This window comes from Halomonas sp. TP35 (assembly GCF_052375975.1).
Taxonomy (GTDB): Bacteria; Pseudomonadota; Gammaproteobacteria; order Pseudomonadales; family Halomonadaceae; genus Vreelandella; species Vreelandella citrativorans.
The window spans coordinates 63,633-78,253 of the sequence record NZ_JBQSUZ010000007.1 but is presented as its reverse complement, the minus strand read 5'-3'; the positions used below and the strand labels follow the sequence as shown (position 1 = coordinate 78,253).

The window sequence follows — 14,621 nt, the reverse complement described above, 5'->3', positions numbered from 1 at the left end:
CACGCTAGTGCATTCAGGGTTTAAGCAGGCAAAACCTTACAGAGCAACTTCTTCTGTTTCGGCGTCCTGCTCTTCGCTTTGTGCATCAGCGTTTTCGTCAGCGCTGCTTTCATCACCGGCATCAGCGGCTTCTGATTCAAGCTGCGCGTTTTCAACTTCCGCTTGAACGTCTGTATCTGTTTCAGCAGCATTCATTGGCTCGTTCAGCTTAAGCGCTTCTGCCGTGTATACCCGCATTTCACGCAGCAGCTCCGGATTTTCAGAAAGACGCTGGCCGTAAGACGGTACGATTTCGGTCAACTTTTCCTGCCACGCACCGTTTTGCACTTGCTCAGTAAACACGTTTTCCAGCAAATGTAGCATAATGGGTGGTGCAGTTGAGGCACCGGGTGAAGCACCCAGAAGTGCGGCGATTGAGCCGTCTTCAGCACTTACCACTTCGGTACCAAACTGCAGCAGGCCGCCACGTTCAGGGTCATTCTTGATGATTTGAACCCGCTGACCAGCGGTCCAAAGCTTCCAGTCATCGCTGTTCGCTTCAGGGAAAAAGTCCTGCAGCGCTTCAAAGCGATCGTCATCGGACATCATTACCTGACCCACCAGGTAGCTCACCAGATTGAAGTTATGCAACCCCACCTGGGTTGTCGGCCAGATATTATTAAATGTCATGGAGCCAAACAGGTCGGTCCAGGAACCTTCTTTCAAGAACTTGCTTGAAAAGGTGGCAAATGGACCAAAGAACAGCGCAGGCTCGCCATCCAGGTTACGGAAGTCCAGGTGTGGAACCGACATCGGCGGTGAACCTTCACCGGCTTTGCCATACACCTTGATCTGGTGCTGGGCGACAACGTCAGGGTTGGTGGTGTAAAGGAACTGGCCACCCACCGGGAAACCGGCGTAAGCATCCGCTTCCGGAATACCAGATTCCTGAAGCAGCGGCAGCGCAGCACCGCCCGCACCAATGAACACAAACCGTGCATCAACGCTGGATTCATCACCGCTTTCCAGGTTTTTGATCGTCACGTGCCAGGTATCGTCGTCATTACGCTCAAGGCCGCGCACTTCACTGTTAAGCGAAAGCGTGAAGTTATCGCTATCGCCTAAGCCTTCAATCATCTGGCGAGTCTGCGCGCCGTAGTTAACTTCCGTACCCATCTGCATACGGGTCGCGGCAACCGGTGTATTCTCATCACGGCCAGCCATCACCAACGGCATCCACTCAGCGATTTCCTGGCGATCTTCCGAGTATTCCATGCCTTCATATAGCGGGTTTTCAGTCATGCGTGCATAGCGTTCGCGCAGGAAAGCAACATCATCTTCCCCCCATACCAACGCGTGGTGCGGCACTGAGTTGATAAAGGCTTTCGGGTCGCTCAAGATGCCTTGGTCAACCTGGTGGGCCCAGAACTGGCGGGAAATTTCAAACTGCTCAGTAACGTTAACCGCACGTTCAATTTCAACGTGGTCACCATCACCTGGCGTATAGTTCATTTCCATGAAGGCAGAGTGACCGCTGCCTGCATTGTTCCAGGCGTTGGAACTCTCTTCAGCGACCTGGCCCAAGCGCTCGTAAAGGTGGATATCCCAGTCGGGTTCTAATTCTTGAAGATAGGTACCTAGTGTGGCGCTCATGATACCGCCACCAATTAATACAACATCAACAGGCTCATCCGCCGCAACGGGCATCGCTGCAAACGCTAAGAGCGGTGTGCAGAGTAAAAAACGTAAATGTTTATGCATGTCATATCCTGATGATACAGAAATAACTTGCCGAAGCTGTAAATGCCCGACATCGAGGGGGTATTATTTGTCGACCAAAGTCTAACAAAATTACATCTTTTCGGAAACCAGCGCGATAGATAAGCCCAAAGGAAAGTAAGACATGAGACCTGAAGACCTTGAAAAACTGGTAACCCGCACGATGCCGTTCGGCAAGCACCAGGGCTGGCTGATTGCTGATTTGCCTGGGCCATATCTTAACTGGTTTGCACGGGAAGGTTTTCCATCGGGAGAGATTGGCCAACTGCTGCAATTAATGCAGGAAATTGACCATAATGGGTTAAGCGACTTGCTGGACCCGTTACGAAAGCCGCCTAAATAAGGTTACGCGTTTGAGCGCGACGCCAATACCTGCTGATATTCATGGCGATACGCCTTGGCATGTTGCGTGGTGTCATCGGGAAAGCGCCCCAGCGCTACAGCCAGCTCAAAAAAACCAGCGGCGGGCATATTATCGCCCCGGCGGCTTACCACCAGCGCGGCGATAAACGGCTGATGGGTAGCAGCATCATCGCGCATAAGCTGCTCTAGCGCCTGAGCCACCCGCTGAATAGTACGTGGAGGTGTCAGACCCAACGCCACAGCCACTTGCTGATAGGTGATCGGTAATGTTTTTTCGGGTGCCGTGGCGAGTAATTGGCGCACCGCAGTGGCAACATCTGTCATAAAAATCCTGTTGATGTCTGTCTCACGTACTGTCTCACCTGCTATCTCACGTACTGGCTTTATCGCTACTCGCTTTAACGCTAAGGCGGCCAGTGATTAGTGAACCTGACTGCGCCTGGATCGGCCTTCACGCACGAGTATCTCCTCAGCATCCAGCGTCGCAATCGGTATCTCATGCTGAGAGGGAATATCTCCCGTTAGTTGAAGCGCCTGATAGCGTAGCGCACACACGCGTAAAAACGAGGTGAAGTTACCCAGGTCGTGTCCGGCATCGATAGATTCATGATACAGGCGAGTAATCAGTTGAGCCGTATTCATACCATCACGCGTGGCGATCTCTTCCAAAATGAGCCAGAAGTAGTGCTCCATTCGTACGCTCGTCACCATGCCATCAATACGCAATGAATGCGTCGCGCTGGACCATAACTCAGGATTAGCGTGAATAAAGAGTTTGCACATGGGTGTGATCTCTTAACGTTCAGGTAAGCCGTTAGCATAGCGGGCAAATACACTACGCGCCTAATGTCTGTTAGGTGCATGTCGGTTAGGCGCGTAGGCTTTGCTTTGTATGATTACGCTAACGACCCAGCGCTCACTGGTTTAGCAGCGCCATAAATTGAGCAAGCCAAGCTGGGTGGGCAGGCCAAGCGGGCGCCGTCACCAGATTGCCATCGGTTACCGCTTCACTTACCTCAATGCTGGCGAAATGCCCGCCTGCCAACTCAACTTCTGGTTGGCAAGCCGGGTATGCCGAACACTGCCTGCCTTTGAGCACGTTTGCAGCGGCTAGTAATTGCGCGCCGTGGCAAATCGCAGCAACAGGCTTATTGGCTTCAAAAAAGTGCCGAACCATCGCCAACACATCCTGATTCAAGCGTAGGTATTCCGGAGCACGCCCGCCGGGCACCACCAGCGCATCATAATCGGCGGGATCAATACGCTCAAAATCAGCATTGAGCGCAAAGCGGTGGCCAGGTTTTTCAGAATAGGTTTGATCACCTTCGAAATCATGAATCGCCGTCGCCACGGTGTCGCCCGATGCCTTGCCAGGGCAAACGGCATCAACCTGATGACCAACAGCCATCAATGCCTGGAAAGGCACCATGGTCTCGTAATCTTCAGTAAAGTCGCCGGTAATCATCAGAATGCGCTTGCTGGTCATCTCCGTACTCCTTCTTGTTTTGTCGTTGTGCACACAACGCATGTGTCAAACAAGCCTAGCAAGCGCGTTTTCGATAGCGGTAGTACGCCATTACTACACTGATTTTTTATAGCGAAAACACGCGGTCAAACCGGTAGATGCATAATGGCACGCTTTATGTGGCGCTCTTCAAGCCATAATTTGCCAAGGGTAAGGGGAAGCTTAAATCGGCGCTTGCCCGCCGCACCAGGATTAAAGAGCAGACGATCCCCCTGCCATTCATTGCGGGGCTTATGAGAGTGGCCGTGCAATACCACATCGCAAGGCGTCGCTTCATTAAAATCAACAAAGCGATGTACCAAGTGCAGCCGCCAACCATTCACGGTAAGCGACTGGGTGAGCGGCAATGACGCCAATAGGCGCTTCAATCGTTAATATGTGATGCTCAGGCTCAACGCACCAAGTCACTAATACGTTCCTTACCGTTCAAGAGCGTGAACTCCCTGTCTTTCAACGTAGGTGTTTTCACAACGTGCAGCAAGGCATGGGCAACATCTGCCCGGGTAATGGATTGTTCGGGGGATGCCTCCATCGTCCCGGCAAACCCGTGCGTTGCCTTCTCGTTAGTCAAGGGGCCTGGCTTAAGGATGACATGGGGAACCTTGGCAAAACGTAGATGGCTATCCGCTGCAAACTTGGCGGCCATGTAAGGGCGCATCTTTTCGGGTGCTTCAAGCGGATGTTCTGCGCGAATAGCACTCACCATGATATAGCGATCAAGCCCTTTTTCACTGGCGATATCAGCGGCTCTGATAGCACCATAAAGGTCAATTATTAGCGTTTTATCCGGTCCAGTATGCGGGCCTGAGCCAGCAGTAAAAATCACCTGATCGCAATCCTCGAAGGCGTGTTCAAACTCACCCTCAAGATCAGCAACAATGATGGGGATCTGACGCTCGCTGAACCACTCTGCTTGGCTTTCATCCCGAATCATTGCCTTAATCGGCTCCCCAGCCTGTTGGGCGAGTTCACAAAACTGTTTACCGATCTGCCCATTGGCACCTATTACTAATGTGGTCATGTTGCCTCTCTGGTTTCGTTCATTCACGGGACTATTGCTTAATCAGTGCAGCCAGCGCCTGGATAAATCAACCCCTGAAACGTAAAACAGCGAATGCACCATGGGTGCATTCGCTGTTAGCAAGCAACAGGATGGCGCTAAGTCAGTCGTGCAGGCGCCTCTTTATAAGGCAATGAACGTACTTTCTGCCCCGCGTCACCGCTCATTTGGAACCGGCTCACCAGCAGATGCATATCGCCAGCTCGCGCATCAAGTTCGTGACTTGCGCTTGAAGCATCCTGAACCAAGCGGGCATTTTGGTGGGTTACCTGATCCAGCTGTGAAATCGCCTGATTAATCTGCTCTATACCCGTCGACTGCTCCTGCGTGGCATCGGCAATTTCTGTCACGTAGCGAGTGACTTCTGACAAGCTATCGATGATTTCTTGAAGGTGCGTGCTGGACGCATTAACCAGTTGCTCGCCTTCACTGACTTTGGCCACGCTGTCAGCCACCAAGTGACGAATTTGCGCTGCCTCATCGGCACTGCGACCGGCAAGTTTACGCACTTCCTGGGCGACCACGGCAAAGCCACGCCCCTGCTCCCCTGCACGAGCGGCCTCAACAGAGGCGTTTAACGCCAGCAAGTTGGTTTGGAAGGCAATATCATCAATGGCTTTAATGATTGAGGTGATTTTTCCACTCGCTTCACGTATATCCCCCATCGCCGCCGTTGTACGTTTGGCGACATCCCCCGCCGAGCGTGCCCGCTGATCGACACCGCCACTGGCATCTTTTGCCTGATCCGCATAGTCGGCCGTCTGCTTCACAGTAGAGGTAATTTGCTCAAGACTGGAAGCCGTTTCGGCTAGCGAGGCGGACTGCTGATCTGTGCGTTGTGACAGGTTCTCATTACCCGAAGCAATTTGTCGGCTGCTTTCGGCAATCGCCTCAGCGCTTTCACGCACCTGGGCAACCATACCTTCAAACGTGTCCATCATACGGTTGAACGCTTGGGCAGTTTGGCCGACTTCATCGTTTCGCTGTAGATCAAGACGTTGTGACAGATTGGTATTTTCGCCACCTGCGCCACTAATGTTCTCCATTTGCCGGCGCATGGCCACCAGCGGGCCAAGTACACGTACCAGCGTACGCCAGCCAAAAATCGCAAGCAGAGCGACAACGCCTAACGTGACGGTGATAAGCAGAGTGAGCCCGGCGGCGGCCAGTGTTTCTGCCTGGTCAACCGCATTGTCCGCCTGAGCCGCCGCATATCGCTCTACGTCGCTCAGCGTCTGCTCTATTTGTGCCATAGCGCTTGCCACGCTCGCTAGCGCCTCCTGAACCTGGCGACCTAATTCCAACTGCTGTTCACGGAGCCGGTAAACAGACACGGCGTCAGTGATCATCACGCTTTCCAGTTGATTAATATCCTCTCTCAAGGCATTGACCATCGCTATCTGGCTTCTTTCTGAATCAGGTGCATCGTTAATCGCCGTTAACCAGTCACGCATCTGAGTGAACTGGGGTTCGATAGCGTTCCGGCGCAGCGTAGACAGCGCTTCGGCATCTGTGGCCTGCACCATTTGGTGGCCATAACCCGCCAGCAACGCCAACGCAGTGCTGACATTCGCGCTGTAACGGCTAATATCCGTGCCTTCAACCACCAGGCTATCCAGCACCGTTGTGGGTAACGTGGTCATGCCATCCTCACGCCACGCCTCCATCAACTCACGCTGCTCACTCTGATAGCGCTGCTGGTTAATCACCGAGACGTTAGCCACTTCTTCAGCACTGCTCATGGCATTACTGATTAACGTCTCCATTTGCGTCAACGTAGTGGCCGTGTCTGCTTTTAGGCCAAGCTCCGTCTGGCGGGCCGCTTCAAGCGCTGCGTCACCCACACGTAATGCATCGTACTCATTGCTCAGGTTTTCCTGTTGCCCTTGGAGGCTCTCTTCTCCTAATCCCCGACGAGCTTCTAGAAAGCGCTGATTAAGTGTCTCTTCCGTGACAATGCTATCCAGGTCAGCCGCGCTTTCTGCAGCGAGCAGTTCGTTATGACGCTGGCCGAAGGCAGCCACAGTGAGCACCAAACGACGACTGGCATCCTGAAGAGGAAGTACATTGTCGGTGATAGTGTGTTGAGCGTTGATTAGCCGCTGGTTGGTAAACCAGCCGGTCACGGCAAGCGCAACCGCGCCCAACATGGCCACAATAAAGAGGCTGATGAGCATGGTACGTATACTTAACGTCTTTTTCATTGTGCGTGTTCGCTTGTGTCAGAAGTCATGCAGGAGCGTCTACTTTTGGTGAAAAAGCACCACTAGCCAGGCGGTCAAGGGTAACCGTTACAACCAAAACCGGGCATTTATTTTCTAAAAAAAACCGTCAGTTAAGGTGTGTTTCCCTTTTGAAATTACGTGATCCAGAAGCCTACAGGATTTAATATCGGCAACAAGCGGCTTAACTATAATCGCTCGTTCGCTGCCCCTTGATTACCAAGCAAGAGCGGAGTATCACGTTGTTTCAGCCTCGCTTTAGCGTAAGGCCTTTTAGGGTTGCTACATACTTAGAGAAAAGGAACAATTCAATGAATATCGTGATTTCTGATGACTACCAGGACTGTGTACGCCATTTGGATGCCTATGCAATGCTCAACGGGCACGACGTAACTATTTATCACGATACGCTGACCGATTTTGAGGCGTTGGTGGCACGGTTTTATCACGCGGATGCGCTTGTGTTAATTCGTGAACGTACCCCTATCACTTCAGCGCTGCTTGAACGCTTACCCAATTTAAAAGTTATTAGCCAAACCGGGGGCGGTGCGGCCCATGTCGACCTAAAAGCGTGTCAGCGCCAAGGCGTTACCGTTATGACGGGTAAAGGCTCGCCGCACGCGGCGGCTGAACTAACCTGGGGGCTGGTACTTTGCGGCATGCGCCACCTGCCTGAAGAAGTAGAAAACCTTAAAGCTGGCCGCTGGCAACAAACCCTGGGCACTGGGCTAAAAGGCCGCACAATGGGGATTTTTGGCTTGGGAAAAATTGGTAGCCTGGTGGCCCGTTACGCGCAGGCATTTGAAATGAACGTGCTGGTATGGGGGCGCGAAGGCACCAGAGCACGAGCCATGGACGCCGGATTAACGGTTGCCGAGAGCCAGCAGGATCTTTTTAAACGTGCCGATGTGCTTAGCCTGCATCTGCGCCTAAACGATGAAACGCGGGGTATTGTGACCGCCGACCATTTGGCCTGCATGAAACCCACAGCGCTTCTGGTAAACACTAGCCGCGCACCATTAATTGCATCAGGTGCATTAGTCAGTGCCCTCAAAGCAGGCAGGCCAGGACGCGCGGCAGTTGATGTTTTCGATAGCGAGCCGACCTGCGACGATCCTCTGCTTACCCTGCCCAACTGCGTGGCAACGCCTCACCTGGGTTATGTCGAAAAAGATAGCTACGAGCTCTACTTTGGTGACGCGTTTGCGAATCTCGTCGCGTTTAGCAACGGTGAGCCGGTCACCAATCTCGCCTCTTGAATCCCGTCGCTGCGACCACCTCTGTGTCAAGTGTGCTAGCCTTATTACTCACCTGTGACACAGAGGACCTGATGCTCACTATTTCCAACCATGTTGCCTTGGCCGACTGGGAAATTGATATTAGCCAAATTCGCGCTCAGGGTGCAGGCGGTCAGAACGTCAACAAAGTGGCGTCAGCGGTACACCTGCGCTTCGATATTTCACGCTCTACCCTACCGCCGTTTTATAAAGAGCGTTTAATGGCGCTTAATGACCAGCGCATCAGTAAAGAGGGTGTGGTGATTATCAAGGCGCAAAGTTATCGCACGCTGGAGCTTAATAAAGAAGATGCCCTTTCTCGCCTGAAAGAATTGATCACCAGTGCGACTCGGCAGCAAAAGGTACGCCGCCCGACAAAACCCACCAAAGGCTCCCAACGACGTCGCGTTGACCATAAGACCCGCAAAGGAAAAATCAAATCGCTACGTGGTAAAGTTTCCTCTTCGTAAGCGCTATTGAGTCGATTGAATTTCGCATGACCACCGTTTCCCGACCGCTCTCTCCTTGCATCCAGCACTGCCAGCTAGACACGACAAATACGTGCCAAGGCTGTGGCCGTACGTTGGATGAAATTGCCTATTGGGGCCAAATGACCGAGGCCGAAAAAGCCCCGGTCTGGGAGCGCCTGGAAGCGCAGGGCTATATCGCGTTAGCCGAGATTAGCCACCCGACGTAACAGAGTAGTGATTAACAGAGTGACGGTCGCTCAAAATATGGTGCAGCTCACCGCAAGAAACCAGAGGATCACCACAGTTGATCACAATATCCGACTGAGCCAGCACATAGCTGCGCCCGGTAATCGTGTTTTCAACGACCTGGTAGGCGCCTTCCTGATGAGTCCCTGTAAACGTGCCAATAAACCCGGTTTCACGTAACGAGACCGTTTCCAGTTTATCCCCTATGTTGAGCCGACCTTCGTAGTTCATTAACGCTAGCCTGGCGGAGGTGCCGGTACCGGTAGTACTGCGACAAATCACACCGGGGTGCACGTACGTTGTTGAACGTGAGCGTACATAGCCTTCACCCACTTGCTCTTCGGGGCCCATAAAATGCAGGAAAGGCAGCGGACCTACATCACCCAGCGTGTAGTGGGAAAAGCCACGCTGAGCCTGCAAGGCCTCAACAATTTTATGCGCGCAGGCCGAAAGCGCCTGCTCTTCCTCACGAATAAGCTTAAAACCAAGCTCGGCAGCATCCACTAGCGCGTAAAAGCCACCGCTATAGGCGACGGAATACGTCACTGTGCCGATACCAGGCACCTGGATGGTATCGCGGTAGGTGTCAATGTAGCTGGGTAAGCCTTCACAGGTAACCGACTCGACCACGCCGTTATGCACACGCGCTTCAATATGTACCAGACCTGCCGGGGCCTCCAGCGAAAAATGCTGAATGCCTTCCTGCTTAGGCACAATCCCACACTCCAGCACGGCGGTTGCCGTACACAAGGTATTGGAGCCTGAATAGATCGGGTAGCCCATCACTTCCATAATGATATAACCCGCTGCGGCCTCAGGGTGCGTCGCTGGCACCAGCAAATCCACCGACATCTCTGGAATACCGTAAGGCTCTTCCAGCAGCAAGCGACGCAAGCCATCGGCATCGTCGCGCAGGTACTCCATTTGCTCCCGCACCGTGGCGCCCGGCAGAGCATCAATCCCGCCCGTTACGATTCGGCTGACATCGCCACCCGCATGAGTATCCATTAATTGAAGCGTATGGATATTTTTCAAAGGCGTTGCTCCTGAGCGTTTGTTAGTCCAAAAGGTGCGCCGTGAGCATCCCACTGCGCATCCGGAACAATGACAATTTTGCCGAGATAATTGCTGCCCCGATTAACAAAATAGCGCTCGGCGTCATGCAGTTCAGAAAGCTTGAACGCCGCATGGAGAACAGGCTTGAGTTCACCACTACGGATCCAGGCGATTAGCTGCTCGGCTTCTTCACGAGTACCGTGAGAAACGCCAAATATCTGCACCTGGTAAAGGTAAATGCGCGTCCACATGATCTCACTGAGATTACCGCCGCTGGCCCCGGCTATGGAAAGGCGCGGATAGGATTGGCGGTGCTGCATATCAACAATCATGGTATCGATAAACAGGTCGGTCATCTCGCCGCCGACCAAGTCCATCACCGCATCAATAGGCTTACCGCCAGTGGCTTCTAAAACGCGCTCAACAAAGGTCGGCAGGTCGCCCCGGTCAATGACAGCTTCGGCCCCTAACGCTTGCAGCTCAGCGGCTTTATCAGGCTGGCTAACCGCATAAGGAATGGCACCGACAATACGGCACAGCTGAATGAGTGCGGTACCCACGCCACCGCTGGCACCGCTTACCAACACGCGCTCGCCAGCCTTGATGTGTGCCGAAGTCATCATATGGTACGCCGTTTGATAGGAGCACATGCCCATCGCGGCTAGCTCAGCGTCGCTGAGTTCGGGATTATCAATGGAGTGGAACTGGTCTGCAGGTACCGCAATATACTCAGCGTAGCCGCCATCAGCCCCATGGCCGTAGTAGTCGGGAGTTAGATTGATATCCCGGCGCTCATCCGCATAAATATTGAAATCAAGCAGGCCACGCTGGCCAATCCGCTCGGCATTCACGCCTTCGCCTACCGCTATGATACGCCCGGCTACATCAGCCCCCTGAATACGCGGAAACGTTAGGGTGGGCGTACCGCCCATGGCAAATGAAGTGACATCACCCTTCTCTTTCGTAGGATATAGACCTTCACGCGCTTTGCGATCGGTATTGTTTTTCGCAGTCGCCGTCACTTGGACCAGAACATCACCTGGGCCGGGTGACGGCGTTTTGACGTCTTCACGATAATGCAGTTGTTCGACGCCACCATGCCCGACCAAGAGCATGGCAGCCATCGTAGAAGAAACGGCGGTAGTTTCAGGCATTGTCAGACTCCTTGATACAAAGGAATAAGATGACTTGTCGACCATAACAAACTCTTGCTGCCGCTTAAAAGCCTGCTGAACTAGAACCAGCCCTTTCGCCTGAATAGCCAAATCAGTACGCCGCCGACTCCTGCCATAATTCCTAAAATAAAAAAGTAACCGTAGCGATAGTGCAGTTCCGGCATGTAGTCAAAGTTCATCCCGTAGATACCCGCAAGAAACGTTAACGGAACAAAGATCGCCGTAATGACCGTTAGAACGCGCATTGTAATGTTCAGTTGGTGCGACGAGATTGATATGTAACCGTCTACTAAATCACCGCAAATGTCGTAATACATCTGAGTAAGCGTATAAAGCCGTTCAAAGCGTTCAGCAACATCGTTAATGGCATGCAGCGTTTCACGCTCCTCACGCGGGACGTGCTCATAGTCGTAGACGGTTAACTCTTGAGTAATCCCTTTATGATAATTAAACACGCGCCGCATCTTGACCAAGCGAGAGCGGTACATAGTAATTTTGCGCATTAATACATCGTTGCCGTTTTCAAGTAATTCGTCTTCTAAATCGCTTAACTCTGCTTCAAACTCAAGCAGGCTATCGATGTAGTACCCGGCAGAGCTATACATCACCTTGAGCGCCACCTGCTCCGGTGATTTCGCTAATAACGTCTTACCGTGCTCCTTAAAGAGCCACTCAATGCTCATGGCAACGCCTGGATGTAGCGTCACTAAAAAGCGCTCACCAATAAAAAAGCAGACCTGCTGAGGAACAAAGTTTAGCTTGGCATCAAAAGATGAAATACCGCGATAAATAATCAGTGCGTGGTTATCAAACTCTTCTATTTTGGGTGGCACGCGCTCCTTGTGGGCGTCCTGAATAGCCATGGGGTGACACTCAAACTTACCTAGTAGCCGCTCAGCAGATTCTTCTGATTCCCCCTGCATATCTATCCAGATATGACTGTCAGGGGTATTCTGCCATGTTACAAAAAGCTCTTCGTTCCCTTCATGAGTTTCGCCATCAGGGGTAGTCAAAATACTGCGAATCATAACTGTCCTTGGTTCCAGGGGGTTCTTAAATACGCTAACAACACGCTCACCACCGTGGAAGCTAACAACGCACCTAGAAACGGCGCTAGTGTGGGCACACTGTTCGGAAAGCTTGCCGCCATTATCCCTTCACTTATGCTGGCGTGACTAACCCACCCAGGCAAGATCGCACCCAATAGGCCCGCCATGCCGCCACCGACAGCTGCAAGGGGCGTCATGCGCCGCCATAAGCCCAGCAGTACGGGCACCACGGTTGCAGCGCAGACTAAATCAGCGATTAAAAAAAGACGTAAAACAGACACACCTTGAAGCGCGACAACCACTACAGGCACCATAAGCAAAACGGTCATCCAGCGTGTGAGCGCTATGGAAACGCCAGGCTGTTCACTGCGCGATACTATCAGTGAGGCAATACCGCTTTGTAGCGTATCTACGCTGGATGCCACCAGTGTGACGGCAAGCACTAGTGCTGTTATAGCCAGCCAGGGTGGCGCGTTATTGAGCAGCGCAAAAAAAGGCATGGGCGGTTCGCCCAGCGGAACGCCGTTCATGGCAGCAAGCATACCCAAACCGCCAATCACCATAACGATCATGACCGTGGCGATCCCTCCTATCCAAGCCCCGCGGGCCAAGCTGTGGTCATCACGTGCCGCCCATACCCGCTGCCAGTAGCCTTGGTGAAACAAGTTCGCGGCGGTAACCGCAATGACAAGCGTTAGAGCAACACTAAGCGCATCAGAAGAGGCGATAGAGGGCCATGCCGCACTACTCGGCATGGCAGGCAAGTGCCAAAGGGCGACGCTGGAAACCACCACTAACAGTGCAAGCAATAGCCATGCCTGCCAACGGTCAGTGGCCAGGCTTGCGCGTAGCCCACCGCTTACCGTGTAAAGCAACGTAGTGAGCGTTACTCCAATAATCACCCAGCTCGACGGAACATCAGAAAGCAGTGAGGTGATTGCTCCAATAGCGGTTAATTCAGCAGCTAAAAAGCAGGCCATATACACCACGGAAACCAGCGTTACCCAGTGGCGCACTCCGCGCCCATAGCACGCCTCGGCAAACTCAGCGATGCTCCGTCCCTCAGGGAGAGCCCGGCGTATAGACGGACCATAAAAGCCAAGAACGATAAAAGGCAGTGAGGAGCCAAGGGCATAGCCTGCCAAGGCCAATGGGCCAATAAAAGCGCCAATTTCTGGCGGTGCAAACAAAATCCAGGCGCCCATACCAGATGCAACAAAAGAGAGCCCTAGCGTGGTGCTGGTTTGTGAATTACGAGCGCTAACAAAGTCATCCAATGAGCCTTTACGCCCACGGGCTTTAAGGCCTAAAAATGCAAAGCAACAGAGCGCCGCGCCCAGCACGGCTGACGTTAGGTATGGCATGTCGCACTTCCTCCGCCGGTACTAACCGGTTCAGGTTCCAGGGTCTGCGTCATAGCATTCTCAGCCACACAACGTGGCTCCCCTGGCGACAGTGAATTGAGAGTGTATCCTGATGTAAAGCGAGCTAACCGTCAAAATGAGTGGCTACTCGCGCCGTATCCTAGCCGCTAAATAGCTAACAGGAAAACGGTTTACTTCTGCTATTCATTCGCTACAACGTTGTCTAGACTAACAAAAGCTGCTGTACACTGAGTCAAAGCATTACAAAATAAAAGTAGCTTACCGCCATTAGTGTTATAAAACATTAGTGTTACAAGCGTCGCACAGGAGAATAAGCGACGCGCTTACAGGAAACCACTATGTCATACACCGAAGCCAAGGAGCATACGCAAGGGCGGCTCAATACTCTGTTTGCTGACCCCTACCGTGCGTTTGAAAACAATACCGATGAGCGCCAGCTTCACGTTCGTGTAATGCTTTATATGCTGCTGGCCCGCCCCATGTCACGAGGAGACATGACGCTACGCGTGATCCATGGCTGGGAGAACGGTAGCTGCGAGCCTGGCGACTTACAGCATGCTGACTACGTTTTAAATACGCTAGATGATGTAAAGCGCGCGGTAAAAGACTTCGACCAGGCCACGAAGCAAAACGCTCCGCTACCCTCTGAAGACCCTGCCATTTTGGCGATGCCTTTAGCAAATGTGATCGCCGATGCCAAAGCCGAAGGGCAAGAGGTCACCGACGATATACCCAAAACGCCCGCACGCTGGTCTGCGCTTGAAGGCGGCTTGGCACTTTATACGCTTTTTAAAATGTATCACCGGTTGGTGTATGGCGAGGACGATGTCTACCGCTGCTCCCAATGCCAAACAGCCTTAGGCCCGCGTGAAATTCATGAATTTCATCTAGAGGAGAGTGAGTTCGCCCTTTTAGTGCCCCTTGTCGGACAACCAAAAGAGGCGCCGTCTCTACTCGTATTGCATGAAAGCCAACTTAAGCCGATTGAAAAGCTGCTGGAAGAAAGTTTAAGCCTGCTGAATGATTTTTAATCCT

Annotated in this window: 16 protein-coding genes and 1 riboswitch; of the genes, 5 read left to right on the top strand and 11 right to left on the bottom strand. The window is 52.6% G+C overall.

Features of this window, described 5'->3' with window-relative positions:
* Positions 1 to 36: 36 nt before the first annotated feature.
* The gene (gene mqo, locus ACT3RU_RS10410) at positions 37 to 1,740 is read right to left on the bottom strand and encodes a malate dehydrogenase (quinone) (RefSeq protein WP_192527828.1); all 1,704 of its coding nucleotides are present in this window, start codon (positions 1,738 to 1,740) and stop codon (positions 37 to 39) included.
* 142 nt (positions 1,741 to 1,882) lie between these two features.
* On the opposite strand from mqo, the gene ACT3RU_RS10405 reads away from it, so the two are divergent.
* Entirely contained in the window at positions 1,883 to 2,101 is a 219-nt protein-coding gene (locus tag ACT3RU_RS10405; protein ID WP_087106304.1) for a DUF3820 family protein, read from the top strand.
* A 2-nt stretch (positions 2,102 to 2,103) separates the two neighbouring features.
* On the opposite strand, the gene ACT3RU_RS10400 is transcribed toward ACT3RU_RS10405, so the two are convergent.
* The 6 genes from ACT3RU_RS10400 to ACT3RU_RS10375 form a co-directional block, all read right to left on the bottom strand.
* Positions 2,104 to 2,445, bottom strand: coding sequence for a hypothetical protein (locus tag ACT3RU_RS10400; protein ID WP_087106306.1), 342 nt, complete (start codon positions 2,443 to 2,445; stop codon positions 2,104 to 2,106).
* Positions 2,446 to 2,541: 96 nt separating this feature from the next.
* The gene (locus ACT3RU_RS10395) at positions 2,542 to 2,904 is read right to left on the bottom strand and encodes a ribbon-helix-helix domain-containing protein (RefSeq protein ID WP_192527829.1); all 363 of its coding nucleotides are present in this window, start codon (positions 2,902 to 2,904) and stop codon (positions 2,542 to 2,544) included.
* Positions 2,905 to 3,037: 133 nt separating this feature from the next.
* Positions 3,038 to 3,607 (bottom strand): DJ-1/PfpI family protein, encoded by a 570-nt coding sequence (locus ACT3RU_RS10390; protein WP_192527830.1) that lies wholly within the window; start codon positions 3,605 to 3,607, stop codon positions 3,038 to 3,040.
* Between the two features lie 125 nt (positions 3,608 to 3,732).
* Entirely contained in the window at positions 3,733 to 4,002 is a 270-nt protein-coding gene (locus tag ACT3RU_RS10385) for a metallophosphoesterase family protein (RefSeq protein WP_225733847.1), read from the bottom strand.
* 35 nt (positions 4,003 to 4,037) lie between these two features.
* Complete coding sequence (locus tag ACT3RU_RS10380; protein ID WP_192527831.1) at positions 4,038 to 4,667, bottom strand: NAD(P)H-binding protein; 630 nt, start codon at positions 4,665 to 4,667, stop codon at positions 4,038 to 4,040.
* 137 nt (positions 4,668 to 4,804) lie between these two features.
* Positions 4,805 to 6,910 carry a methyl-accepting chemotaxis protein gene (locus ACT3RU_RS10375; RefSeq protein WP_192527832.1) on the bottom strand — a complete coding sequence of 702 codons (2,106 nt, stop codon included), beginning with the start codon at positions 6,908 to 6,910 and terminating at the stop codon, positions 4,805 to 4,807.
* Positions 6,911 to 7,239: 329 nt separating this feature from the next.
* Here ACT3RU_RS10375 and ACT3RU_RS10370 point away from each other — a divergent pair, with 329 nt between their 5' ends.
* The 3 genes from ACT3RU_RS10370 (at position 7,240) to ACT3RU_RS10360 (ending at position 8,902) form a co-directional block, all read left to right on the top strand.
* Entirely contained in the window at positions 7,240 to 8,187 is a 948-nt protein-coding gene (locus tag ACT3RU_RS10370; protein ID WP_192527833.1) for a D-2-hydroxyacid dehydrogenase family protein, read from the top strand.
* 71 nt (positions 8,188 to 8,258) lie between these two features.
* Positions 8,259 to 8,675: an alternative ribosome rescue aminoacyl-tRNA hydrolase ArfB gene (gene arfB, locus ACT3RU_RS10365; RefSeq protein ID WP_087106319.1), complete on the top strand. Its 417-nt coding sequence runs from the start codon at positions 8,259 to 8,261 to the stop codon at positions 8,673 to 8,675.
* Between the two features lie 26 nt (positions 8,676 to 8,701).
* Positions 8,702 to 8,902 carry a DUF1289 domain-containing protein gene (locus tag ACT3RU_RS10360; RefSeq protein WP_087106321.1) on the top strand — a complete coding sequence of 67 codons (201 nt, stop codon included), beginning with the start codon at positions 8,702 to 8,704 and terminating at the stop codon, positions 8,900 to 8,902.
* On the opposite strand, the gene ACT3RU_RS10355 is transcribed toward ACT3RU_RS10360, so the two are convergent.
* From ACT3RU_RS10355 to ACT3RU_RS10340, 4 genes are all read right to left on the bottom strand, one after another.
* Positions 8,886 to 9,956 (bottom strand): proline racemase family protein, encoded by a 1,071-nt coding sequence (locus ACT3RU_RS10355; RefSeq protein ID WP_192527834.1) that lies wholly within the window; start codon positions 9,954 to 9,956, stop codon positions 8,886 to 8,888. The two genes, ACT3RU_RS10360 and ACT3RU_RS10355, sit on opposite strands and share 17 nt — an antisense overlap.
* A complete protein-coding gene (locus ACT3RU_RS10350) occupies positions 9,953 to 11,131 on the bottom strand; it encodes a zinc-binding dehydrogenase (protein WP_192527835.1) in 1,179 nt (392 codons plus the stop codon). Before ACT3RU_RS10350 ends, ACT3RU_RS10355 begins: the two co-directional genes overlap by 4 nt.
* Positions 11,132 to 11,211: 80 nt before the next feature.
* Complete coding sequence (gene corA / locus ACT3RU_RS10345) at positions 11,212 to 12,180, bottom strand: magnesium/cobalt transporter CorA (protein ID WP_087106327.1); 969 nt, start codon at positions 12,178 to 12,180, stop codon at positions 11,212 to 11,214.
* Positions 12,177 to 13,565 (bottom strand): SLC5/6 family protein, encoded by a 1,389-nt coding sequence (locus tag ACT3RU_RS10340; protein WP_192527836.1) that lies wholly within the window; start codon positions 13,563 to 13,565, stop codon positions 12,177 to 12,179. Before ACT3RU_RS10340 ends, corA begins: the two co-directional genes overlap by 4 nt.
* A riboswitch (TPP riboswitch) is annotated at positions 13,555 to 13,659 on the bottom strand. Its footprint overlaps the gene before it by 11 nt.
* Before the next feature lie 265 nt (positions 13,660 to 13,924).
* Between ACT3RU_RS10340 and ACT3RU_RS10335 the strand changes: the two genes are divergently transcribed.
* Positions 13,925 to 14,617 carry a hypothetical protein gene (locus ACT3RU_RS10335; protein ID WP_172117235.1) on the top strand — a complete coding sequence of 231 codons (693 nt, stop codon included), beginning with the start codon at positions 13,925 to 13,927 and terminating at the stop codon, positions 14,615 to 14,617.
* Positions 14,618 to 14,621 lie beyond the last annotated feature (4 nt).